Annotated in this window: 17 protein-coding genes; 4 read left to right on the plus strand and 13 right to left on the minus strand. The window is 50.4% G+C overall.

Annotation, left to right across the window (positions count from 1 at the left end; translation table 11 throughout):
* Positions 1-60: 60 nt before the first annotated feature.
* Entirely contained in the window at positions 61-687 is a 627-nt protein-coding gene (gene clpP / locus E6C74_RS08415) for an ATP-dependent Clp endopeptidase proteolytic subunit ClpP (protein ID WP_136484258.1), read from the minus strand.
* Positions 688-794: 107 nt separating this feature from the next.
* A complete protein-coding gene (gene tig, locus E6C74_RS08420) occupies positions 795-2,099 on the minus strand; it encodes a trigger factor (protein ID WP_136484259.1) in 1,305 nt (434 codons plus the stop codon).
* Positions 2,100-2,612: 513 nt separating this feature from the next.
* Here tig and E6C74_RS08425 point away from each other — a divergent pair.
* From E6C74_RS08425 to E6C74_RS08435, 3 genes are all read left to right on the plus strand, one after another.
* Positions 2,613-4,463: a sensor histidine kinase gene (locus E6C74_RS08425; protein WP_136484260.1), complete on the plus strand. Its 1,851-nt coding sequence runs from the start codon at positions 2,613-2,615 to the stop codon at positions 4,461-4,463.
* Positions 4,456-5,793, plus strand: coding sequence for a sigma-54 dependent transcriptional regulator (locus E6C74_RS08430; RefSeq protein ID WP_136484261.1), 1,338 nt, complete (start codon positions 4,456-4,458; stop codon positions 5,791-5,793). Before E6C74_RS08425 ends, E6C74_RS08430 begins: the two co-directional genes overlap by 8 nt.
* Positions 5,794-5,873: 80 nt before the next feature.
* Positions 5,874-6,053, plus strand: coding sequence for a hypothetical protein (locus E6C74_RS08435; protein WP_136484262.1), 180 nt, complete (start codon positions 5,874-5,876; stop codon positions 6,051-6,053).
* A 7-nt stretch (positions 6,054-6,060) separates the two neighbouring features.
* Here E6C74_RS08435 and E6C74_RS08440 read toward each other — a convergent pair whose 3' ends face one another.
* The 10 genes from E6C74_RS08440 to E6C74_RS08485 form a co-directional block, all read right to left on the minus strand.
* Positions 6,061-7,422 (minus strand): TRAP transporter large permease, encoded by a 1,362-nt coding sequence (locus E6C74_RS08440; protein ID WP_136484263.1) that lies wholly within the window; start codon positions 7,420-7,422, stop codon positions 6,061-6,063.
* A gap of 3 nt (positions 7,423-7,425) precedes the next feature.
* Positions 7,426-8,094, minus strand: a complete 669-nt coding sequence (locus tag E6C74_RS08445) for a TRAP transporter small permease (protein ID WP_136484264.1) — start codon at positions 8,092-8,094, stop codon at positions 7,426-7,428.
* A 69-nt stretch (positions 8,095-8,163) separates the two neighbouring features.
* The gene (locus tag E6C74_RS08450) at positions 8,164-9,162 is read right to left on the minus strand and encodes a DctP family TRAP transporter solute-binding subunit (RefSeq protein WP_136484265.1); all 999 of its coding nucleotides are present in this window, start codon (positions 9,160-9,162) and stop codon (positions 8,164-8,166) included.
* A 547-nt stretch (positions 9,163-9,709) separates the two neighbouring features.
* Complete coding sequence (gene ugpC, locus E6C74_RS08455) at positions 9,710-10,822, minus strand: sn-glycerol-3-phosphate ABC transporter ATP-binding protein UgpC (RefSeq protein WP_136484266.1); 1,113 nt, start codon at positions 10,820-10,822, stop codon at positions 9,710-9,712.
* Positions 10,823-10,827: 5 nt separating this feature from the next.
* Positions 10,828-11,685, minus strand: a complete 858-nt coding sequence (locus tag E6C74_RS08460; RefSeq protein WP_136484267.1) for a carbohydrate ABC transporter permease — start codon at positions 11,683-11,685, stop codon at positions 10,828-10,830.
* A complete protein-coding gene (locus E6C74_RS08465) occupies positions 11,682-12,605 on the minus strand; it encodes a sugar ABC transporter permease (RefSeq protein ID WP_136484268.1) in 924 nt (307 codons plus the stop codon). Before E6C74_RS08465 ends, E6C74_RS08460 begins: the two co-directional genes overlap by 4 nt.
* A 97-nt stretch (positions 12,606-12,702) precedes the next feature.
* Positions 12,703-13,950, minus strand: a complete 1,248-nt coding sequence (locus E6C74_RS08470) for an ABC transporter substrate-binding protein (protein ID WP_136484269.1) — start codon at positions 13,948-13,950, stop codon at positions 12,703-12,705.
* A 121-nt stretch (positions 13,951-14,071) separates the two neighbouring features.
* On the minus strand, positions 14,072-15,526 hold the full coding sequence (locus E6C74_RS08475; protein ID WP_136484270.1) for an ATP-binding protein: 1,455 nt from the start codon (positions 15,524-15,526) through the stop codon (positions 14,072-14,074).
* A gap of 2 nt (positions 15,527-15,528) precedes the next feature.
* Positions 15,529-16,254, minus strand: a complete 726-nt coding sequence (locus tag E6C74_RS08480) for a response regulator transcription factor (RefSeq protein ID WP_136484271.1) — start codon at positions 16,252-16,254, stop codon at positions 15,529-15,531.
* 118 nt (positions 16,255-16,372) lie between these two features.
* On the minus strand, positions 16,373-17,842 hold the full coding sequence (locus tag E6C74_RS08485; RefSeq protein WP_136484272.1) for a protein adenylyltransferase SelO: 1,470 nt from the start codon (positions 17,840-17,842) through the stop codon (positions 16,373-16,375).
* Positions 17,843-18,381: 539 nt separating this feature from the next.
* On the opposite strand from E6C74_RS08485, the gene E6C74_RS08490 reads away from it, so the two are divergent.
* Entirely contained in the window at positions 18,382-19,749 is a 1,368-nt protein-coding gene (locus E6C74_RS08490) for an L-serine ammonia-lyase (RefSeq protein WP_136484273.1), read from the plus strand.
* A gap of 108 nt (positions 19,750-19,857) precedes the next feature.
* On the opposite strand, the gene E6C74_RS08495 is transcribed toward E6C74_RS08490, so the two are convergent.
* Positions 19,858-20,601, minus strand: coding sequence for a hypothetical protein (locus tag E6C74_RS08495; protein ID WP_136484274.1), 744 nt, complete (start codon positions 20,599-20,601; stop codon positions 19,858-19,860).
* Between the last annotated feature and the right edge of the window lie 139 nt (positions 20,602-20,740).

The following is a 20,740-nucleotide window of genomic DNA, read 5'->3' on the forward strand; positions in this document are numbered from 1 at the left end:
CTCTATGGTTTGAGTGTATAACAATTTGAACCAAATTGCGTTAAACAATTCCCAGAACTGTTACTCGCCACGATGGGTCAGAACTGCGTCCACCAGACCATAATCTACTGCCTGCTGGGCAGACATGAAATTGTCTCGGTCAGTATCACGTTCAACCACTTCCAGAGGCTGGCCGGTATGTTCTGCCAGCAAGTGGTTCAGCTTGTTCTTAATGGTCAGGATTTCCTGAGCGTGGATCTGAATATCCGACGCCTGACCCTGGAAACCACCCAGTGGTTGGTGAATCATGACACGCGAGTTCGGTAACACGTAACGTTTACCTGGCGCACCGCCAGCTAACAGGAACGCCCCCATTGAACAAGCTTGACCAATACACAGTGTGCTCACGTTTGGCTTAATAAACTGCATGGTGTCATAGATTGACATACCCGCAGTTACACTGCCACCCGGAGAGTTAATGTAAAGGAAAATGTCTTTATCAGGGTTTTCAGATTCTAAGAAAAGCAGTTGAGCCACGACAAGGTTCGCCATGTGATCTTCTACTTGACCAGTTAAAAAAATCACGCGGTCTTTTAATAAGCGAGAATAGATGTCGTATGAGCGCTCACCACGAGAAGTTTGTTCGACCACCATGGGTACTAGCGCGTCAATGATTGGCGACATTGCATTTTTTTCTTGGTAGCTCATAGTCTTATGTCCCTAAAATAAATGGCCCGGATGATGGGCAATCACACGGACCATTGTTAGCAGAATAGTTAACGTCTCGTCAACCTTTCTACACGAGAACTTGCTTATTAAGCAGCAACTTGAGGGTTCATTAGCTCGTTGAAGCTAACTGCTTTCTCAGTTACGTTTGCTTTAGCAATGATTGCGTCGATTGCTTGCTCTTCTAGAGCAACGTTACGCATGTTGTCCATCATTTGTGGGTTTTGCTCGTAGTAAGCAATCACTTCTGAAGGATCTTCGTAAGCAGTCGCCATCTCTTCGATCAGCGCTTTCACTTTCTCTTCGTCTGCTTTCAGTTCTTCAGCTTTGATCACTTCACCCAGCAGAAGACCTACTACTACGCGACGTTTTGCCTGCTCTTCGAACAGTTCACGTGGCAGTTGGTTAGCCGCTTCAACGTTACCACCGAAGCGCTGCGCAGCTTGCTGACGCAGTACGTTGATTTCTTGATCAATCAGAGCAGAAGGAACGTCGATGTCGTTCTCTTTTACCAGACCTTCCAGAGCTTGATCTTTGATGCGAGCTTTGATCGCTTGCTTCAGTTCGCGATCCATGTTCTTACGAACTTCAGCTTTCAGTGCGTCAACGCCACCTTCAACCACACCGAACTTAGCAACGAATTCGTCGTTCAGTTCTGGCAGTTCCTGAGCTTCAACTTTGCTTACTTTGATTGCAAACTTAGCTGCTTTACCTTTCAGGTTTTCTGCGTGGTAATCTTCTGGGAAAGTCACGTCAATTTCGAATTCCATACCAGCAGTCTTACCTGCGATACCGTCTTCAAAACCTGGGATCATGCGGCCTGCGCCCATTTCCAGAGGGAAGTTTTCAGCTTTACCGCCTTCGAATTCAACGCCGTCGATAGAGCCAACGAAATCGATAGTTACGCGTTTGCCTTCTGCTGCTGCTTCGTCAACTTGAGTCCAAGAAGCTTGCTGCTTACGCAGAGTGTCCAGCATTTCAGTTACGTCTGCATCCGTGATTTCTGTAGTTGGTTTTTCTACAGTAATGTTTTCCAGGCCTTTCAGTTCAACTTCTGGGTAAACTTCGAAAGTCGCTGTAAATACTAGATCTTCGCCTTCATTGTTAGCTACTGGAGCAAACGTTGGTGCGCCCGCTGGGTTGATCTTTTCTTTTACGATCGCTTCGATGAAATGACGTTGCATAACTTCACCAAGAACGTCTTGACGTACTGCTTTACCGTACATCTTAGCAACCATCTTCATCGGCACTTTGCCTTTACGGAAACCATCGAAACGACGGTTTTTCGCGATGTTGCGTAGTTCAGCTGAGACTGCATCTTCGATGTTAGCAGCAGGAACAGTAATATTAAGACGGCGCTCTAGGCCTTCTAGCGTTTCAACAGTAACTTGCATTGTTTATAAACCTCAAAACTGGCTCAGTATTCCTGAGCGTCATGAGCCAGAACCCGGTTCTGGCTGCATCCTTGTGTGGTACCCGTAAGAGCACTTAACTGTAATTATTGAGCATCGGTATTCAAGCGCTTGTGGCCTCAATACCGGACTAATGAGTGATATCTTTGCCGCAATGAGCAGCCAACGGTATCTCTGATTAGTCTCAGGACAAAAATTTAGACGCCGCATTCTACCGACCAGAAGTATGGCTGTCGAGCTAATCCCCGGTCAGAGAAAGGTCAATGTCTTAAAAAGTCAACTGAGTGCTAAAAAATCCATCAAACCAAAGTGTGATTGCCATGAAATGGGGACAATAAAGGCTTTTTCAAGGGAATCGAGGCTTTTTTTTCTGCAAAAGCCCAAAAAGAGATCTTGCTCTTGTTTTGTGCTCGCAATTTACCATCTTTTAAACCACTCAACAGCCAACTCCCAGTATCATGGAGGCCGGGCTTAAACACCACGCGGGACAACAGGATGTTATCGATTCGCCGACTCAGTATACTGTTTTTTATCGTATTTATTACGGTCACCGCGGTTTGCGCCCATTTGGCCTGGCGTTATCAGTATCAGAGCCTGCTTACCGAGCAGCAATCGGAGCTGGATAAGTTTTCCAGTCACATCGTCACCAAGCTGGACAAGTACGCTCACATCCCGCGTCTGCTGTCAAAAGACAAAGAGTTAATTGATGCCCTGCTCAATCCGCACAATACGGCTCAGCTCGAAATCACCAATCGCTATCTGGAGCAGGTCAACGACGTCATCCAGGCCGCAGACACTTACCTGCTTGACGCTTATGGCAATACTTTAACGGCCAGCAACTGGAACCTTGAACGCACCTTCATCGGACGTAACTTTGCCTGGCGTCCCTATTTTTATCAGGCCATTCAGGGCAACAGCAGCCAGTATTTCGCCCTGGGCTCCACCTCAGGTGAACGCGGTTACTACTACGCCTATCCTGTGGTATACGCGGCTGAAATTCTCGGTGTGGTGGTAGTGAAGATGGACTTATCAGCGATCGAAGAGAACTGGCAAAGCCGCAACAGCTATTTTGTCGCCACCGATGTCAATCAAGTGGTTTTCATGTCCAGCCAGCCTGACTGGCTGTTCAAAAGCGTCGCCACCCTCAATGAACAGACCCGCGATGCGATCCGCAACAGCCGTCAGTATCTCAATCAGCCCATCATTTCTCTTGGCCTGCAAGGCGATTTTTCTGCCGCGCAAAGTGAATGGAAAAACCCCAGCCAGGGCTGGATGAAAGGCGACTTTATCGTATCAAGCCGGCGCCTGACCTCACCACAACTGACCATCCATGTCCTGTCGCCCAAGATTGAGGTGTTCTGGGACGTATTCGGACTGATCATGATTTTAACCATGTTGTTTATCATTGTTTATCTGGCGCTGTTGCTTAATCAGCACCGTAAACAGCGTCAGCGCCAGATTGACCAGTTGCAGCTCGAAGCAAAACAGAAGCTTGAGTTCCAGGTCATGGAGCGGACTGCTGAACTGCATGCCGAAATCCGGGAACGGATTAAGACCGAAGACGCCCTGCGTCAGACTCAGAATGAGCTGATCCAGGCTGCGAAACTGGCCGTCCTCGGCCAGATGTCGGCCAGCATCAGTCATGAACTGAACAATCCGCTGGCGGCGATTCGCAGTTTTGCCGACAACGGACGCCGCTTTCTCGCCGGCGGCAAACCGGAGCGTACCGATGAAAATCTGACCCGCATTTCCGCTCTGACCGAACGTATGGCCAAGATCAGCGAACAACTCAAATCGTTCGCGCGTAAAAGCAGCAGTGAAGAACGGGCTGACGCTCAATTACAACCGATTGTGGTTTACGCCAAAGAGCTGATGCAGGCCCAGTTTAAGTCGCAAGGTGTTAAATTTGAGGTCAGCACGCCACCGCAACCGGTCTGGGTTAGTATCAACCCGATACAACTCGAGCAGGTGCTGATTAATCTACTGACTAATGCAATGCAGGCCGTGGCAGATCAGGCGCAACGACAGGTTCATCTCACCTTAACCCGGGATAATCAGCGGGCCTATATCCATGTTGACGACAATGGCCCGGGCATCAGTGAAGACAAACGGGCTCAGCTGTTTGAGCCCTTTTTCACCACAAAGCAGAATGGTCTCGGACTCGGGCTGTCTATCTCACAACAGATTGTCCAGAGTATGGACGGTGAACTCGATGTCAGCACCGCGCCGCTTGGGGGTGCCCGGTTTACGATTCGTCTTCCGATCATTGCACCCCGTCAGCCAAGCCTGACCCCCTCTGCTGATTCAATACCACAAGTAACTACCCAAGGAAGTCAGGATGTGTGACGTATTTTTCATCGATGACGAAACCGACATTCGTATCGCTATCGAACAGAGCTTTGAACTGGCGGATATTGAAGCGCGCTATTTTGCCAGCGCAGAAGAAGCATTACTGGCAATTAAACAAGGGGAAATGCCCCTGGTTGTGGTCACCGATATCTGCCTGCCGGGGCTGAGCGGCCAGAACTTGCTGACCTCGATTCATCATCAGGATCCGGATGTGCCGGTGATCCTGATTACCGGCCACGGTGATATCTCAATGGCTGTTCAGGCCATGCACGACGGTGCCTACGATTTTATTGAAAAACCGTTTTCTCCTGAAAGGCTGATTGAAACCGTCAACCGGGCGATAGATAAACGCAAACTGACCTTAGAAAACCAGCAACTTAAACGCAGCCTGAAAGCGAGCCAGACCCTGGGGCCGCGCATTATCGGTGATACCGACAGTATCCAGTCCCTGCGTGATACCATCGCCACCGTCGCCGACACCGATGCCGACATTCTGCTGTTTGGCGAAACCGGTACCGGTAAGGAACTGATTGCCCGTTCACTGCATGAGCAGAGTTCACGCCGAGAGCAAAACTTTGTCGCGGTCAACTGCGGGGCGGTGCCGGAAAATCTGATTGAGAGTGAATTATACGGCCATGAAAAAGGCGCGTTCACCGGCGCTGACAGCAAACGAATCGGTAAATTTGAACACGCCCAGGGCGGTACTCTGTTCCTGGATGAAATCGAATCAATGCCGATGCAGGCGCAAATTCGCTTGCTGCGGGTGCTACAGGAACGGGTGATTGAACGGGTTGGCTCCAACGAATTGATCCCGCTAAATTTTCGTGTCATTGCTGCGACCAAGGTCGATCTTAAACAAGCGGCGATGGAAGGTTCGTTCCGCCAGGATCTCTATTACCGTCTCAATATCGTCACCCTCGATCTGCCACCGTTGCGCGAGCGTAAAGAGGATATTGCGACCCTGTTCCACCACTTTTTACTGGTGGCAGCCGCGCGTTATGGTAAAGCGGCGACTGCGCTCAATGCCCAGGATCTGCAAACTTTGATGAACCATGACTGGCCGGGCAACGTGCGCGAACTGCGTAACGTTGCCGAACGCTTTGTGCTACTTGGTAAACTGGCGCAATTGGATGATGCTCCGGTCGTCAGTAGCTCCGGCAGCCTGGCCGACCAGGTGGCAGAATTTGAAAAAGTTGCGATCGAAAAGGCGCTGATTGAAAGTAACGGCAGTATTAAGCTCACCATGGAACAACTCAATATTCCGCGTAAGACGCTGTACGACAAAATGCAGAAATATCGTATCGACAAAGATAACTTTAAAAACTGAGTCGCCTACTTCACCCTGTCGGTGAGAGGTTATACTTAACCTATCGGGGTCCTAGGATCCGCAGCCACCGGTACGCCGTCATGAAAAAGTTACCTCTGGGTTATATTACCGATACAGTTCTGCATGACGGTGTCTATTACCCGGAAAAACGCTTTCATCGTGAACGCCGCACTCATCTCCAGAAATGGCGCTTTTACGAACGCAGAAAAATGCCCGGAAGCAGACGCCATCCGGGCAAAGTCATCGACGAAATCATCTGATTTGAAATTACTTCGTCAGGATTTCCGGCCCCATCAGTGTGGTTGGCAGCCAGGTAGAAACCCAAGGCACATAAGTGACGATGATAAGGAACAGGAACATCACCGCAACCCAAGGCAGGGCGGCTTTGACGACCCGCATCATCGACATTTTCGCTACCCCGGCGGTCACGAACAGGTTGAGACCAACCGGAGGGGTAATCATACCGATCTCCATGTTAACCACCATGATGATACCAAGATGAATCGGGTCAATACCCAACGCCATCGCAATCGGGAACACCAGCGGCGCGACGATAATCAGCAGGCCTGACGGCTCCATGAACTGACCACCAATCAGCAGCAGAACGTTGACCACGATCAGGAAGGTGATGGGTCCGAGACCGGCGGACAGCATCGACTCAGTAATCATTTGCGGTACACGTTCTTCGGTCAGCACGTGTTTCAGAATCAATGCGTTGGCAATGATAAACAGCAGCATAATGGTCAGTTTGCCCGCATCATACAGCGTCGCTTTGGTGTCTTTGTGCACCAAAGCCTGACACACCTTGATCAGCGCCGGTTTAGTGTTGGTTTTATCGGCAAACGGGCCCATATCGCAGTAAACAAAGTTCGCAATCAAGAAGGCGTAAACGGCGGCCACGGCGGCGGCTTCAGTCGGAGTAAAGATACCGCCGTAAATACCACCCAGGATAATAACCACCAGCAATAATCCCCAGCTGGCATCTTTAGCTGCCGCGAAGGCTTCGCTCCAGCCAACAAAAGGCTGCTTAGGCAGGTTCTTTACCCGGGCTGTAATATAAATGGCGATGATCAACATCAGTCCTGCCAGCAAACCGGGGATGACGCCCCCCAGGAACATACGTCCCACAGACACATTGGTTGCCGCAGAGTAGACCACCATCACAATCGACGGCGGGATCAGAATCCCTAACGTACCGGCGTTACAAATCACCCCGGCAGCAAACTCTTTGCTGTAGCCGTTTTTGACCATACCAGCGATAACAATACTACCGATAGCCACCACGGTGGCCGGTGATGAACCGGACAGCGCCGCGAACATCATACACGCCACAACAGAAGCGACCGCCAGACCACCACGGAACCAGCCGACCATCGCAATCGCAAAGCGAATGATACGTTTCGCCACACCACCGGTAGACATAAAACTGGAGGCCAGAATAAAGAAAGGGATCGCCAGCAGTGTGTAGTGACCTTCAAACGCATTAAACAGAGTCTGTGCCACCGAAGCCAGCGAAGCTTCTGAATGCCACATCAAAAACAGAATACTGGATAAACCCAGTGACACAGCAATCGGCACGCCCACCAGCATGAAGCCAATCACCATGATAAAAAGCATAAGAATAGCCATGGCTTACTTCTCCTTACCGTTCGCGTCAGGCTTGGTGCCCATCACATCACCCGCATCTTTCAGCTCTTCTTTCAGCGCTTCCAGCTCCTCTTCCGCTTCATGACCGGCAATCAGACGATCCAGTTTTCCGGTCAGGATTTGATAGGCGATTTGCAGAAAACGGAAAGTCATCAATGCCATCCCCAATGGCAGGGCCATATAAGGAATGAAACGCGGCATTTTTTCGTAACGTTCACCCTCGTTGAACCAGTCAGCCAGGAACTGCAGCATGTCGGGCATCGGAATATCATCGGTTTCATACCAGGCGCGTTCGCTGATAAACGGATACCAGTAATTCCAGGAGCCAATCAGCAACAAAATAGAGAAAGCGAGACAGCAGGCAACCGAGAACAGAGCCAGCAGTTTACGCCCCCCTTCCGGTGCCAGGTTGATCACCACATCAACCCCGATATGGAAATGTTTCTTCACGCCGTAAGAAGCACCAACCAGAACCATCCAGGCGAACATGAATACGGTTAGCTCAAGCGCCCACAGAATGTTGTCGTTAAAAAGATAACGTAAAATAACGTTGACGAAAGTCAGCAGAGTCATGGCACCCAGGAAGAAGGCGATCAAGGTTTCCTCCGCCTTATCCGTCCATTGACCTACTTTTGCAAAGAAGGACTGTTGCATAAGATACATCGCTCTGATAATTGAGTATGGCGGGCAAATGGCCCCGGCGCATTCCCGGGGCCGCTTGCTTTACTTCTGATTTGACGCCAGGGCAGCGTCAATCAGGTCCGAACCAATATCTTTTTCAAACTTCTTCCAGACCGGTTTCAGAGCGTCAACCCACTGCTCACGCTGTTCCGGAGTCAGCTCACGCACCACACCGCCTGCTTCAACGATGTACTGCTTGTTCTGCTCTTCCACGCGGTTAGATTCAGCGTTACGGGTTTGAGTCACTTCCTGAAGGATAGTAGCGAACTGATCACGTACGTCTGCTGGCAGACCATCCCACCATTTGGTTGAGGTCACCACCAGGTAATCAAGAATACCGTGGTTAGTTTCAGTGATACCGTCCTGTACTTCGAAGTACTTCTGGCCATAGGTGTTTGACCAAGTATTTTCCTGACCATCGATAACTTTGGTTTGCAGGCCGCCATACACTTCAGCAAACGACATTTTCTGCGGGTTAGCGCCCAGTTGTTCAAACTGAGCCACCAGCACATCCGATGCCTGAACACGGAACTTGAGACCTTTCGCATCTCCGGGCACCAGCAGCGGTTTGTTCGCAGAAATTTGTTTCATGCCGTTGTGCCAGAATTCCAGACCTTTCACGCCACGACGGTTCATCGCATTTTTCAGCGCTTCACCCGACTCAGAGTTCTGGAAACGGTCTACGGCATCAACATCATCAAAAAGGAAAGGGAGATCGAACAAACGGAACTTTTTGGTGAATTTTTCAAACTTCGACAGTGAAGGTGCGGCCAATTGAACATCGCCATTGAGCAGCGCTTCCAGCACTTTGTCATCATCGTACAGAGTCGAGTTAGGGAACACCTGCATACAGGCTTTACCATTCATCTCTTCGTTAACGCGTTTTTCCAGCAGCGAAGCAGCGATGCCTTTCGGGTGTTTATCGGTGTTGGTCACGTGACTGAACTTGATCACGATTTCACCCGGATCACAGTTTGCGGCAGCGTTGAAGCTGGTGACAGCAAGAATAGAGGCAGTTAACAGAGTAAGAGGCTTGAACATTATAATTCTCCTTAGTTTCATTTATCAGCCCCATCTATGGGTGCTGGTTATTCACTAAGGAGCAATTAGCAGGCCAATATGCTACATTTTATTAACATTACTTGTTTTACAAACAGTTACACTCTGTTACCTGATTTTTAACAATGACTAAGGCGCTGAAAGTCAGTACAAATGGGTGGAATCTGACCCATAGAAAAATAGTGATTGGGTCATTTTCCATCCATATCCTTATCCCTGCGGATATCGGCTATTCAGGCTATTCAGGCTATTGACGTTCGACTAAAACGTATCAACATTCTACGTGCCGACAACGACCAAGATGATAACCATTTGAAAAAATTATGCTAAACAGGACAAAGCGGGGAAATATGAGGGAATGAGGGAAACGTTAATAGTGCCGAGAGTGAAGAGGTAAGTGCACTCTCCGTCCGGGTCGCAAGCCTGACCCGGCAACACCCCATAATTAACCCAAGTCTCCCCCGAGTACCTGAGTCATTGATTGGAGAGTGCACTTAAACTGGCGGGCTGGTATCACAGCACCAGCCGGTTAAAAATGAATGCGCTGCTCAGTCGCAGCGTCGAAAAACACGGCCTTTGACAAATCAAAATGCAAAGTCGCCGTTTGTCCGGGTTTGACCTGATACTCAGGTGACAAGCGACACGCCACCTCTTCATCATTCACTTTAACCATAGCAATAATATCCGGCCCTGTCGGCTCAAGTACTTCGAGCAGCAGTTCAAGTCCGGTCGATGTTTGCTCATCCTTACCCGGCTGCTCAGTGATATGCTCCGGGCGTACGCCGATGACAATTGAGCGGCCAGCTTGCTCACGCAGCGCCGCTGGCAGCTTGATTTCATGCTCTCGGGCATCACTGCCACGCACTTTAATCACTGGCTGTTGCTCACTGTTCCGTTCCACCTGAGTATGAATAAAATTCATCGAGGGTGAGCCCATAAAGCCGGCAACAAACATGTTGTTCGGATGATTGTAAATCTCCTGTGGCGTTCCTAACTGCTGCAACTCGCCATCTTTCATTACCGCAATTCTGTCCGCCAGCGTCATGGCTTCTATCTGATCGTGGGTCACATAAACAATGGTTGTTTTTAACTGCTGGTGCAGACGCTTAATCTGATGACGCATATCCACTCGCAGTTTCGCATCCAGATTCGACAAAGGCTCGTCGAACAGATACAGCTTAGGCCGACGTGCCAATGCGCGTCCCATCGCTACCCTTTGGCGCTGACCACCGGATAATTGCGATGGTTTACGCTCCAGAAGATGGCTGATTTGCAGCATTTCGGCGACTCGATTCACTTCCGCATCGATCGCCTCTTTGGCCATTTTGCGGATCTTCAAACCGAAAGCAATATTATCGCGCACCGTCATATTTGGATACAATGCGTACGATTGAAATACCATTGCGATGTCACGATCTTTGGGTTCAACATTGGAGACATCTACGCCATCAATCACAATTTCACCTGAGGTAATATTCTCCAGACCCGCGATGGTATTCATCAACGTTGACTTACCACAACCGGATGGGCCAACCAGAATCAAAAACTCACCGGACTCGATACTGATATCAATTCCCTTCAGGGTTTCCTGTTCCGCATTGCGATACGTTTTGCGAATCTGTTTTAAATCTAATGCTGCCATGCGGATTATCCTTTTACTGATCCTGCGGTCAGACCGCGTACAAAATACTTCCCGGCCAGCACGTACACCAGCAGCGTCGGCAACGCTGCAATGATGGCGGCGGCCATATCTACGTTATATTCCTTCACTCCGGTACTGGTGTTGACCAGGTTATTCAGAGCAACGGTAATCGGCTGTGTATCGGAGCCGGAATACACCACACCAAACAAGAAATCATTCCAGATGGCGGTGAACTGCCAAATAATGGTGACCATGATGATCGGGGTTGAAATCGGCAGTAAGATGCGGAAAAAGATGGTAAAGAACCCTGCGCCATCCAGTTTGGCCGCTTTGACCAGTTCATCCGGCACCGCAATATAGAAATTACGGAAAAACAAGGTGGTAAAAGCCATCCCATAAATCACATGCACGATGACCAGCCCCGTGGTGGTGTTCGCCAGACCAAGCTTGCCCAGCACCGCCGCCATCGGCAGCAGGATCACCTGAAACGGGATAAAACAACCAAACAGTAGCAGGCTGAAAAACAGGTTAGAGCCGCGGAATTGCCACTTCGTTACCACATAGCCATTGAATGCACCCAGCAGGGTCGAAATCAGCACGGCCGGGATCACCATCTGAAACGAGTTCCAGAAATAACCTTTAATGCCGTCACAACTAACACCGGTACAGGCGCTGTCCCAGGCTTTTAGCCAGGCATCCATCACCCACTCCTGAGGCAGTGAAATCAGGTTCCCGGCACGAATATCCGGCAAGGATTTGAATGACGTCAGCACCATCACCAGCAGCGGCATCAGATACATCAGACAAAATGCCAGCAATAACGCATAGATTCCTAAACGGGCGAAATTCATTGAACGGTTCATGATTTTTTCTCCCTTAATTCGGAATAAAGGTATGGCACCAGAATGGCGAGAATACCGCCCAGCATCATCATCGCACTGGCCGCACCCAGACCAATCTGACCACGGGTAAAGGAGTGCGCATACATAAACAGCGCAGGCAGATCGGACGAATAGCCGGGGCCACCGGCCGTCATGGCGGTCACCAGATCAAAGCTTTTGATGGCGATGTGCGAGGTAATGATCACCGCACTGAAGAATACCGGGCGCAGACAAGGCAGCACAATTTTCCAGTAAATGACCGGCAGACTGGCACCATCAATTTGCGCCGCTTTGATAATCGAGGCATCGATACCACGCAAGCCGGCCAGAAACATGGCCATCACGAAACCGGAGGATTGCCACACTGCCGCGATCACCAGGGTATAGACCGCCATATCAGAGTCCACCAGCCAGTCAAACTGAAACCCGGTGAAGCCCCAGTCATGCATCAGTTTTTCAAGCCCGAGCCCAGGGTTAAGAATCCATTTCCAGGCGGTACCGGTCACGATAAAAGAGAGCGCCATCGGATAGAGATAAATGGTACGAATTGCCCCTTCCTGACGGATGTTCTGGTCAAGAAAGATAGCCAGAAAAACCCCGAGCACGATGGCAATCAGCATAAACAGCAGACCAAATATCCCCAGATTAGTAATTGAGGTCAGCCAGCGGTCGTTGTCCATCAGTTTGCTGTACTGAGTGAAACCGACAAAATTAAAACTGGGTAAAAAACGGGAGTTGGTGAGTGACAGCGCGGCGGTCCAGAAAATAAATCCATAGATACACACCAAAGTAACCACTATGGTCGGTGACAGGACGATTTTCGGCAGCCAGTGCTGCAGTCTGTCGGCAAAGCTTCGCTTTGGCGCAGAATAAGTCGTTGGACGCTTCAAAACATGCTCCATAACTTTCCTTGTAAGAAAACAGCTTGTGACAAGACAGAGCGCGGATGCCCTCTGTCTTGCACAATTCAACAGTAACGGTTGGAGATTGAAGCAGCGCTTACATGGCGGCTTTCACAGCCTTGGCCAGTTTCTGCGCCGCCTGTTTTGGATCGGCATCGCGGTCATTGAAGAAGTTGGTCACAACGTCAAAGATAGCGCCCTGTGCATAGCTGGTCGTCGACATGCCGTGCGCCATACTCGGTACCAGGCCGCCATCGGCAGACGATGACTTGAACTCTTTCATTGAGTCCATCGCACACTGGTCAAATTTCGCCATGTCCATATCCGTACGGACCGGAATTGAACCTTTGTTGAGGTTAAAGACTTCCTGGAACTGAGGTGAAATGATGGTTTTTGCCAGAGCTTTCTGTGCCTTGATATTTTCTGCATCTTTCAGCTCAAAGAAGGCAAAGCTGTCCACGTTGTAGGTAAATTCCCCTTGCGTACCCAGAGCAGGGAAGCACAGGTAATCCTGACCAGGCACCTTACCCGCTGCGGTAAATTCGCCTTTCGCCCAGTCACCCATGATCTGCATCGCAGCGTCACCATTGATCACCATAGAAGTCGCAACGTTCCAGTCCCGACCCGGTGAGTTATCATCGATGTAGTTGTGCAGTTTTTTGAATTGGGTGAACACCTGAACCATCTTATCGCCGGATAAGGTATCCATATCCAGGTCAACGAAAGCTTTCACATAGTCTTGTGGTCCGAGCACATCCAGTGCAACCGCTTCAAAGACAGTCGCGTCCTGCCACGGTTGACCACCGTGCGCCAGAGGGATGAAACCGGCCGCCTTGATTTTGCCTGCCGCAGCAAAGAATTCATCCAGATTCGTCGGTACTTTCGCTCCGGCTTTCTTGAACACTTCCGGGTTGGCCCACATCCAGTTCACACGGTGCACGTTGACAGGTACTGCCACGTACTCGCCGTCATACTTCATCACCTGGTTGATCATCGGCGGAATGATGTCATCCCAGTGCCCTTCCACAGCCACATCATTCAGATTGGTCAGAAAACCCAGTCCTGCCCATTCCTGAATATCATGACCTTTAATTTGCGCCGCTGATGGCGGATTCCCGGACACCGCACGGGTTTTCAGTACCGTCATGGCACTTTCACCGCCGCCACCGGCTACAGCAAAATCTTTCCAGGTGTGGCCTTCTTGCTCCATCAACTGTTTCAAAACGGCGACGGATTTCGCTTCACCACCGGATGTCCACCAGTGAAGTACTTCGACTTCACCAGCCTGAGCCAGTGACGTTGCGGATAGCAGAGAGAGAGTCAGTAGAGTTTTGGTTAGTTTCATTCTGGTTATCTTCCATGTTTGGATTTGGCTGTCGGCGCTTAAAGCGCTCTACAACCAGCATAGATAACTCAAAAACTTTGTCTGCAACATACAGTAACAACAAGGTAACAGTTAAGTTACATTAGACATCAATATTAGGTGGAACAAAGACTTGTGCTAACAACCCGCCTTCCAGTGAGTTGGCAATAATGAGATCTCCGCCGTGTCCGTGCAGAATGTTACGGCATATCCCCAGCCCCAGACCATGCCCCTCTTCATCATCAGCCAGACGAAAATAGGGTTCAAAAACCGCTTCCAGTTTGTCAGCAGGAATACCGGGGCCCTGATCCTGTAAAGTGATAACGATCCACTGCGGCGTTTCCCTTAGCGTCACTGTCACTTCCTCACCATATTTCACCCCGTTATCAATCAGGTTGCTAAGGACACGGCGCATCGCAAGCGGTTTGACAATCAAAGGCTCCATCGTCACCGGAGTAAAATGCACCCGTTCCCGTTCAAAATTGTAGCCTTCCGCAATGCTCTGAATCAGCTCACTGAGGTCAATGTAATCATTGTTTTCATGCAATTCCGTATCACGTACACATTGCAAAGCGCCTTTGACCATCATCTCCAGCTCATCCAGATCACGATTAAACTTGTCACGCTTCACATCGCTCTCCAGCAGCTCCGCGCGCAGTCGTAAACGGGTAATCGGCGTCTTTAAATCATGGGAAATGGCGGCAAACAGATGCTCACGGTCAGCAACATAGCGCCGGATACGCTGCTGCATCCGGTTGAACGCGCGGGTCGCCATCACCAGCTCACTTGCCCCCTCTTCACGCAGCGGCCGCTGGGCGATATCCATACTGAGATCGTTGGCTGCCCGGGCAAGGTTCTTCAATGGCCGAACCTGACGCCGCACCAGAAGGTAAGTCAGCAGCAATAAAATCGTGGTGGACAGCAGCAGAAACAGCAATTGCTCACGGCCGAGCAGATTATCGTCAAGATTAACGTAGGGCGCAGGTAATAAGGCCGCAATGTATAGCCACTCATGGCTGGCCAGTTCAATCTGGACCACCATGACCGGCGGATTGAGCGGCTCCAGTGTCAAAGTATGATGCGCCCATGAGCGAGGCAGATCGTTGAGATAAATGTCATTCTTCAATAAACGCAGATGCTCGGGACGGGTAAAATCGACCCGAATTTCACCAACATTATTGAGCTTTTGCTGCAACACCTGACGTACAGCACTGACTGATGCCAGTTTAAAACGGGTATTTTCAATCGGATCTACGAGCAACTGCTGCTTATTGAACGAAACAAAGAAGCGGGTGCCGCCCATATTGCGGATCTGATCCAGCACAATGTGGCGGTAACGCACCGGCAACGACTGAAAAAAGGTCACGGTCGAAGCAAACATACCGGCCATGCTGGAAGATGCCGAGCGTATCCCTTCCAGTTCATTCGATTTGGACTGGCTGTACCAGATAGAGGTTGCCAGCCCCTGAGCCAGCAACACCGCGAATAAAGTCAGCAACAAAGTTCGCGCCACCAGCGAGGTCGGCTTAATCAACTGCAATATCCGGCGGGCAGACATACTCAGTACTCAAAGCTGACCGGCACGGACAGAAGATAGCCATTGCCACGTAACGTTTTGATGTAGTTCGGGTATTTGGCGCTATCTCCCAGCCTTTGCCGTAAGCGGCTCAGCTGGACATCAATACCGCGTTCAAATGGCAAGGCTTCCCGGCCCCGGGTCGCAAAAGAGATGGTGTCGCGATCCAGAACTTCATTGGCCCGGGACAGGAACAGCATCAACAGAGCAAAATCACTGCCCGATAATTCATGTTCCTCACCGCTTTGCTGATGGGTCATACGATGCGATAACGTATCGAGCCGCCAGTCACCAAACACGATACGCTTGGGTAACGGATCGGCCGATTTTTCTTCACTGACTTGGGCCCGGCGCAGCAGAGCTTTAATGCGCGCCATTAACTGACGCGGACTGAAAGGTTTGGCGATGTAATCATCGGCCCCAATTTCCAGACCGATAATCTGGTCGGTTTCATCGGAAACGGCTGTCAGCATGATGATAGGCACATCAGAACTGCGCCGGATTTTCTGACACAGAGTAAATCCGTCATCGCCGGGTAACATGACATCGAGCAGCACCAGGTCCGGATAACCGTGCTGCTCAATGTGGGCAAGCAAAGCCCGCCCGTCGCATACCGTCGTCACCTGATAACCTGATTTACTCAGATACTCATCCAAAAGCTCACAGATTTCGCGGTCGTCATCCACGACAACAATACGTGTGCCTTCCATTGCTCACCTGTCTTGTACAAATTCTTAACAAGCAGTGTATCGGGACGGATACCGAATGATTATCGATATTTAACGGAAATTTGATGCTGTTCTAAACCAAGATCACATTTTCAGCTGCTCATGACGAGCAGCTGATTTCCAGCTTCTTACCCCACTCAGGCGGCAGACGGGCGTAATCTTCATACTGCGGCTGATCCTCAAAAGGCGTCTTGAGAATTTCTGCCAGGCGGTGCACCTCACTAAAGTCTCCCTGCTCTGCCTTATCTATCGCCAGTTGCGCCAGATAATTACGCAAGATGTACTTAGGATTAACACGGCGCATCGCACTGCAGCGCTCACCAGAGCTGAGCGGTTGCCCTACTGCGTCCAGCTCTTGCTCACAACGGCTCAAATAACGCTGCAGCCAGGTTTGTGCTGCCTCGCGATCGATAAACAGGTCCAGTACTGCCTGCTGAGCATCACGATCTAACTCAGATAACTGACGCATAAAGCGGGTGTAATCAACTTTATGCTTTTCCAGCAGCCCAAACATTTCGTCAAACAGAGCACCGTCATTCTCCAGCCTGCGATTGAGGCCAAGCTTGGCGCGCATCAGGGCACTGAAATGGCCGTTGAGCTGGGTTTCGTAGGCACTCAGCGCCGCTTCCAGATCCGAACGCTCAACTAAAGGTGATAAGGCCTGGGCCAGCGCAGACAGATTCCATAACGCCACTCGCGGCTGCTGGTCAAAAGCATAACGTCCCTGGTAATCAGAATGGTTACAAATGAAATCCGACTGATAATCATCCAGGAAGGCAAACGGGCCGTAATCGAACGTCTGGCCCAGAATCGACATATTGTCGGTGTTCATCACACCATGCGCAAAACCAACCGCCTGCCACTGGGCAATCATCAGTGCAGTTTGATCAACCACCTGATTAAACAAGGCGGCATAAGGGTCCGCTTCATCGGCACAATGCGGGAAATGCCATTCAATCACTTTGTCGGCCAGTAGTCGCAGCTCTTCATGTTGGCCGGTATAAAAGAAGTGTTCAAAGTGACCAAAGCGAATATGACTCTGAGCGACGCGCACCAAAAGCGCACCACGCTCCTGCTTCTCACGATAAACCGGGGTATCACTGTGCATCAGAGCCAACGCACGCGTGGTCGCTATGCCCAGCCCTGCCATCGCTTCGCTGCACAAATACTCGCGAATCGATGAGCGCAGGACCGCGCGTCCGTCACCCATACGAGAATAAGGGGTCAGTCCGGCTCCTTTGAGATGAATATCAAACACCTCGCCCTGACGCGAGCGCATTTCCGCCAGCAGCAACCCACGACCGTCACCCAGATCCGGGTTATACACCCCAAACTGATGGCCGGCGTATTTCATCGCCAGTGGTGCGAACGCTTCAGGCATTGCCCGTCCAGACAGAGCCTGGAGCAACTCATCGTTCGGTTGGGCCGGCAAGCCAAATTGCCCGGCTAACTCCGCATTCCAGCTTACCCAGCCGACATTGCTCAGCGGCTGTGGTTTGACCGGGGTATAAAACACCTCCGGCATAGCCCGAAAACGGGTTGATAATGTCACATTGTCCCAAACCGACATACGTATTCTCTCATTGACTGTTTGTCGGAACGTTAGCAAATACCTGACACTTATACTAGGTTTTAGCCAAAAGCTGCTCGGTTTTAGCACAAGGCCTGAGTGTCCAAAAACCAAAACATCCAAAAACCAAAAAGCCCACGACATCTCTGCCGTGGGCCTGATTCTGCGTTCACAGTGTCGTTATGTACTGTGGTTTCAGTAAGTACTGTGGTGTCAGTTAGTCACCACGCTGATTACACCACGCTGAACACAGCAACGATAGCAAAGAGGGAGAACAGAATCGTTCTGCCTACCACACCTAAGACGCTGGGTTGAATCATTTCTTCGTGCATTTTCCTCTCCCTCTGAATGTGACAACCTAATGACAATATGATGAAGTTTTAAAATGTTCTCAATAGATTGAGATATTAAATTTTTGTTACATCGCCGGTAATTACAGGCATCAGCCACCATGATTAGGGTCTATTCTTGAAGAGTAAAACTGTGCCAGACCAACTGGCCAGCAGCCTCTTCAATCCCTTTTCGCACAAGGTGTTTGTATGTTATCGATCTTTGATATTTTCAAAATTGGGGTTGGTCCTTCCAGCTCACATACCAATGGCCCCATGATCGCCGGCTACCATTTTCTCAGCCTGCTCAATCCACTGGAACGAGTAAAACGGATTCAAATCGATTTGTATGGTTCTCTTTCGCTAACCGGCAAGGGGCACCACACCGATAAAGCTGTCATTCTCGGCTTGCTGGGCAATCAACCGGATACCATCAAAATGACCAGCGCCAACAATGCCCTGCAACGGGCGCTGGATGACGGTATGCTGATGCTTGGCGGCCAGCAGGAGATCAGTTTTGATTACGCCGGTGATTTGCTGTTCCATACCAGCAATCTGCCATTACATGAAAATGGCATGACTCTGACCGCATTCGACTCTCACGGCCAGCCGATAGGCTTTGAAACCTACTACTCTATCGGGGGCGGCTTTATCGCAACAGCCGACGAACTCGAACATGGCACCAAGACACCTAAAGTGCTGGTGGATTATCCGTTTGACTCCGCCGAAGCCCTGCTTAAAAAAGCGGAACGGCATGGTTTGAGTCTGGGCGGATTGGTGCTGCGCAATGAACTCGCTTTCCATACTCAGAGCGAAATTGATGACCGCGCCGATCAGATCTGGAAAGTGATGTCGTTGTGTATGCAACGGGGGTTTGAGACTGAAGGCATTCTGGATGGCGGCCTGAATGTGACGCGTCGTGCGCCGGCCCTGCTCAAAAAGCTCGAGGCGAATGCCAAAATTGAAAACGACCCGATGGAGATCATGGACTGGATAAACCTGTACGCCTTTGCTGTCAGTGAAGAAAATGCAGCCGGCGGCCAGGTCGTCACCTCTCCCACCAATGGCGCAGCAGGTGTCATTCCCGCGGTATTGATGTACTACCATCGTTTTATCCATCCGCTCGATACCAAACAGCTCAAGGACTTCCTCGCTGTGGCGGGGGCCATCGGCATCCTGTATAAAACTAACGCATCGATTTCCGGTGCCGAAGTGGGCTGTCAGGGTGAAATTGGCGTTTCATCGTCCATGGCTGCAGCCGGGCTGACCTCGCTGCGCGGCGGCAGCAACGAACAAATGTGTATTGCGGCTGAAATTGCGATGGAACACTCGCTGGGTATGACCTGCGATCCGATCGGCGGTCTGGTTCAGGTACCGTGTATCGAACGCAACGCCATGGGTGCGATGAAAGCGATCAACGCCTCACGCATGGCGCTAAAACGCACCAGCAAATGTTTGATCTCTTTAGATAAAGTAATCGATACCATGTATCAGACCGGTAAAGACATGAACAAAAAATATCGTGAAACATCACTGGGCGGGCTGGCACTGATTCATCTTGCTCCACCTTGTGAATAACCCCCACTTTCCGCTGACCACAACATGATGCCGGTAACAACAGCATGATAGTGTGAGGCAGCCACATCGCTGTATTGTGATGCAGTGACACAAAAAATGGTGATGCAGCTACAGAATGATGTTGCGCTGCGGGCGGTTGAGAATTTTCTCAATCGCCTGGCGCTGCACGATCCATTGATAGCTCAGCGATAGCACGCAAATCTCATACGCCCAGGCCAGATAAGCGACCGGCCCAATCAACACCGCCACCGCCACATGGTCACAACTGACACTGACCAGAAGCAGAGCCAGCAGCGCTGGTAGCAACCCGATTAAGACAAACAGAGCACCGCGATACTGACGGGAGACCTGCCAGGCAAAATGCAATCCATGCTCTTTATCCTCCACCGCCGTGGCGGGAATGGCCAACCCCCAACGCGAAATAACCCAGGCCAGCGGCACCATCAGCATCAGCTCTGAGCCAAGTTGTAACCACAGCACCTCGCTCTGCGTCAGCATGCCGGCCAGTAAACAGGCCAATCCCACCAGCATGATAACCAGCACATAGCCCAGAATACGAACTTCGAGCTTCGCACTCAGAACCACATTCTCTGGCTGCGCTTGCGACTGACGCATTAAAATAGCCCGGTGCCAGCGTACCGTGGCCCAGACCAACACCGCAATAAACACCATTATGTTCAGCAGCGTTGCCAACAGGCCGTCATCAGACTGAAAATACCACACTCGCAGCGCCGTTAGCATGCTCACTAATAAACAAGGCCAGGAAAGACATAACATCAGACGCCATTGCCGTTTCATCAGCGTTGCCGAGCTGACTAACATATAAAGAATAGGAAGGTGGTCATTTTTCATGTCAGGTTCCCTGAACGTACCTGTATAAACTATGACTCACATCGCCTTAGTTTACACTTCAAGCTAAGTGACCTTATTCAAGATTATATAACCAGTAAGTAATATATTACTTACTAATAAACCGATCCGGCCCGCCCTT

It is taken from the genome of Vibrio sp. H11 (genome assembly GCF_004804295.1).
Taxonomy (GTDB): Bacteria; Pseudomonadota; Gammaproteobacteria; order Enterobacterales; family Vibrionaceae; genus Vibrio; species Vibrio ostreae.

What these genes read in the sequence shown, in the direction of transcription:
- E6C74_RS08470 (WP_136484269.1), bottom strand. Translation starts at nt 13,950, where the DNA reads ATGAAACTAACCAAAACTCTACTGACTCTCTCTCTGCTATCCGCAACG.
- E6C74_RS08475 (WP_136484270.1), bottom strand. Translation starts at nt 15,526, where the DNA reads ATGTCTGCCCGCCGGATATTGCAGTTGATTAAGCCGACCTCGCTGGTG.
- E6C74_RS08430 (WP_136484261.1), top strand. Translation starts at nt 4,456, where the DNA reads ATGTGTGACGTATTTTTCATCGATGACGAAACCGACATTCGTATCGCT.
- E6C74_RS08480 (WP_136484271.1), bottom strand. Translation starts at nt 16,254, where the DNA reads ATGGAAGGCACACGTATTGTTGTCGTGGATGACGACCGCGAAATCTGT.
- E6C74_RS08425 (WP_136484260.1), top strand. Translation starts at nt 2,613, where the DNA reads ATGTTATCGATTCGCCGACTCAGTATACTGTTTTTTATCGTATTTATT.
- E6C74_RS08495 (WP_136484274.1), bottom strand. Translation starts at nt 20,601, where the DNA reads ATGAAAAATGACCACCTTCCTATTCTTTATATGTTAGTCAGCTCGGCA.
- E6C74_RS08435 (WP_136484262.1), top strand. Translation starts at nt 5,874, where the DNA reads ATGAAAAAGTTACCTCTGGGTTATATTACCGATACAGTTCTGCATGAC.
- E6C74_RS08485 (WP_136484272.1), bottom strand. Translation starts at nt 17,842, where the DNA reads ATGTCGGTTTGGGACAATGTGACATTATCAACCCGTTTTCGGGCTATG.
- E6C74_RS08465 (WP_136484268.1), bottom strand. Translation starts at nt 12,605, where the DNA reads ATGGAGCATGTTTTGAAGCGTCCAACGACTTATTCTGCGCCAAAGCGA.
- clpP (WP_136484258.1), bottom strand. Translation starts at nt 687, where the DNA reads ATGAGCTACCAAGAAAAAAATGCAATGTCGCCAATCATTGACGCGCTA.
- E6C74_RS08460 (WP_136484267.1), bottom strand. Translation starts at nt 11,685, where the DNA reads ATGAACCGTTCAATGAATTTCGCCCGTTTAGGAATCTATGCGTTATTG.
- tig (WP_136484259.1), bottom strand. Translation starts at nt 2,099, where the DNA reads ATGCAAGTTACTGTTGAAACGCTAGAAGGCCTAGAGCGCCGTCTTAAT.
- E6C74_RS08450 (WP_136484265.1), bottom strand. Translation starts at nt 9,162, where the DNA reads ATGTTCAAGCCTCTTACTCTGTTAACTGCCTCTATTCTTGCTGTCACC.
- E6C74_RS08440 (WP_136484263.1), bottom strand. Translation starts at nt 7,422, where the DNA reads ATGGCTATTCTTATGCTTTTTATCATGGTGATTGGCTTCATGCTGGTG.
- E6C74_RS08490 (WP_136484273.1), top strand. Translation starts at nt 18,382, where the DNA reads ATGTTATCGATCTTTGATATTTTCAAAATTGGGGTTGGTCCTTCCAGC.
- E6C74_RS08445 (WP_136484264.1), bottom strand. Translation starts at nt 8,094, where the DNA reads ATGCAACAGTCCTTCTTTGCAAAAGTAGGTCAATGGACGGATAAGGCG.
- ugpC (WP_136484266.1), bottom strand. Translation starts at nt 10,822, where the DNA reads ATGGCAGCATTAGATTTAAAACAGATTCGCAAAACGTATCGCAATGCG.